Source organism: Bacteroidia bacterium, from assembly GCA_019695265.1.
Lineage (GTDB): Bacteria > Bacteroidota > Bacteroidia > JAIBAJ01 > JAIBAJ01 > JAIBAJ01.
The window spans coordinates 1-2,955 of record JAIBAJ010000201.1 but is presented as its reverse complement, the minus strand read 5'-3'; the positions used below and the strand labels follow the sequence as shown (position 1 = coordinate 2,955).

At 37.6% G+C, this 2,955-nt stretch carries 3 protein-coding genes; all 3 read right to left on the bottom strand.

Annotation, left to right across the window (positions count from 1 at the left end):
• Positions 1-522: DUF1349 domain-containing protein (locus K1X82_15295; GenBank protein ID MBX7183476.1), on the bottom strand; the 522-nt coding region annotated here is incomplete at its 3' end.
• A 278-nt stretch (positions 523-800) separates the two neighbouring features.
• On the bottom strand, positions 801-1,463 hold the full coding sequence (locus K1X82_15290; protein MBX7183475.1) for a hypothetical protein: 663 nt from the start codon (positions 1,461-1,463) through the stop codon (positions 801-803).
• 310 nt (positions 1,464-1,773) lie between these two features.
• The gene (locus K1X82_15285; protein MBX7183474.1) at positions 1,774-2,358 is read right to left on the bottom strand and encodes a hypothetical protein; all 585 of its coding nucleotides are present in this window, start codon (positions 2,356-2,358) and stop codon (positions 1,774-1,776) included.
• Positions 2,359-2,955: the final 597 nt, after the last annotated feature.

Below are 2,955 nucleotides of genomic sequence, written 5' to 3'. Positions count from 1 at the left end.
GATCTTCAGGTCTTTCTTGTTGTTGAATTGGAGGTGACGAACGAGGAACCATTTCTTATTATCCAGCGAATAATAGAGTGTGATCACATTGGAGGCCTTGGCCACTTTGTAATAGACGAGGTCGCCGTTGATGGCTACAGAATTGCAGTCGTCTGAAATGTCTTTGGTGACCACACTGACCACCCGGCGGGCTCCGGTATAATCCTTTTCGAAACAAAACTTGATCCAGTTAAGACTGTCTTCAATGATCACGATCGCGCCACCATCCCATTTGCTGGTAAAGGAGTGCCGTATACCCGTAGAAAAAACAAAATTGCTATCGGGGGTAAACAGGAGCTTAGGTGCATTATCCGTATTGTAGGTCACATTAGGGTCGCGGAACATATCGGTTTCCTTTCCGGCCACGATAGTCAGGGATGCAGGGGACTGGCTGAACTTTACGGGCTTATTGACCCAATGAAGTTTGAATGGTATGGCTGGAAGGCTGACATCATCCTGTGCCCGTAACGATTTACTGTACACAACAGAAATAAAACAACAGTGAGTGAACGGAATAATAAACGGAATGACATCGCATTAACTATTTTTGTGTGGCATAAATGGTGCAGGAACGGATCAACCCTGTGGCAGGGAAGTTCTCACAGGAGGGGTTGTACTAATATACAAAGAGTGCTGAAAAAATACAAACCAGAATGTGTTTTACAGGATGTGAATGACCGCGCCTGAACAGACCTCTTTCCCGGTGTAATGTAAGTAAAACACTTTTTGCTGTTCTTAAATAATATGGAAGTGCTTGGTGTTTATTCAAGGCAGGTGTTTATTTTTTTGATCAGTTCGTCAAAATCCGTTTCCATAGTCTCCAGCTGACCGGGTGCCCAATATGTTGACAGGTATTTCCATTTGGCCTTCCTGTCGATCACTATGGGCTGAATCTTTTCACTTAAAGCATGAAGTTGCCGGCCTGAAAGCTGAGCAAATGATTCTTCATAGAGTTCAAATTCCAGGCAAGGGAAAAACCTGTTCAGCTTGTAATCAGTATCCCAAATAAAAAATACCTTACCGGGTTCGTATTCCACAATGTACAGATCACCTTCGTCTTCGTACTCTTTGGCCAGTGCGATCTTGGTTGCAAGGATGGTACTGACTGATACGGAGCCCTTCTCTATGGTCTGTTCCATCACCTGCTTTGAAGAACGGAGTCTTCGTCTTTGCTTGTATAACTCATAAGGAGTAAAAACAATGAACGAGAAACAGAGGATGGCGATGGTACCTGTCAGAAAAGTCCAGAAACTATCGGGTATACTGGCAGCGACCCAGGTAAAACCGGCACCCAGAATTGCCGCAATAAAAAAGTGATATAGCTTCACTTTAGTGTCACTCACCTTTTCCAGCCGCTTATTGAGGGTGGTCAAAAGCCGGATTTCGGCGGGGTTGAATGGGCGTGGGGTGAAAGGAGAAAGCATTGATGTTAAAGTAAAAAATGTCCCAGTAGAATAATTGGTACATATCGCTAACTCTAATTTACTTTAAAGACGTTAGCCATATAAAATATCATCTTAACTTATTCTACTATGGATGGAAAAGTCTACGGTAGTAAGTTTCAAATTAGTTAATAATTAATTTTTCTTCATGTAAATGTATTTTTTAAAAGGAATCCGGATACATCAAATCTTAAAAGTAAAATTGAAATAACTTATACAAAAAAATGATTATCTAAAGTTTCAACATATCATCAAAAACGGAAAATTAAACTTAAAATCAAATTCCATTTTTTTAAACCGATTCTTTTGGCGGTATATTAATGTTAATTTTATGTCTTTTTGAAATAACCCTTTTAAGATTATCAAGAATTGTCTCGCTATTAAGAGAAGACTCCCTAAATCTTCTTACAACTTCAGGATCTTCTAAATAATATTTCACGAATGGTGCAAACATAGGTTTTGCAGCTAAATGTAATATATATGCATCTTCCAAAATACCAGCCTTCCATAAAAGAAGTGCCTCCTTTTGTTCATCTGAAGGATTAGGACCAATTTGAACAATTGCATTTAACAACTGATTATAAACACCAGCTAAGTATGACCATTGAGAAGAGAATCTTGTATAAAAAACCGTATAACAACCAGCAAAAATTGCACATCCGATTTCATACTTTTCAATTATAACTTTTATAACTACATCCCAACGAACACTAGGTCCAAACCCGGTTTTTAAAATTCCCATTGAAACAACAACAAAACCAAAAAGGAATATGCTAGTTATTATTGAACGTAAAAAAACTATAGTTCCTCCATTTGGAAACTGTTTTAGCAAAAACTCTCCAGACAAAAAGTGAATCAACATACTAACTGTTTTCATAAACTTTTTTTAAAGTGAAAAGTTCTATTATTTTATAAATTCAAATAATGAAACTAACTTATCATTTGAAGTAAATTCATGAAGAAGAATTCTCAAAGTAGATAAGGATAAGGTTGGCTATTTACTAAGATAATTTATCTGTACAGTGCAAGCAAATTATTCTAATAGAATTTAGTAAATCAATGTATTTGGAATGGGGTACTTATTAAGAGATTAATCAACTCTAGTATTAAAAAATCTAGGTTATTTATTACGGTGAGTCCGAATGACTTCACTTTTCAATTTCCTATAAAACCTGCATTTTTTGATGTAAAACTTAAATCTAGAAAAGTTACGGATCGTCCATAAAACCCTTGGCTTAACCCCCATATTTCACTTTTCAATCTCCACTCACCACTTCTATGTAACATTTTCCCCCCCCAATGCGTCCTACCAATGTTAAAAATCCCTAAAAACCGGGTAACCCTTTGGCAATTACGAATAAACTCGTATTTTAGCTCAAAATTCGAAACATGTCAGCACCTAAATTGGTAAAACCCACAGAATCAGAGCTGGAGATCCTGCAGATCCTCTGGGAGAAGGGAACGGCAACCGTGC

Excerpts from the sequence above, each read along its gene's own strand:
- K1X82_15285 (MBX7183474.1), bottom strand. The coding sequence starts at position 2,358 with ATGAAAACAGTTAGTATGTTGATTCACTTTTTGTCTGGAGAGTTTTTG.
- K1X82_15290 (MBX7183475.1), bottom strand. The coding sequence starts at position 1,463 with ATGCTTTCTCCTTTCACCCCACGCCCATTCAACCCCGCCGAAATCCGG.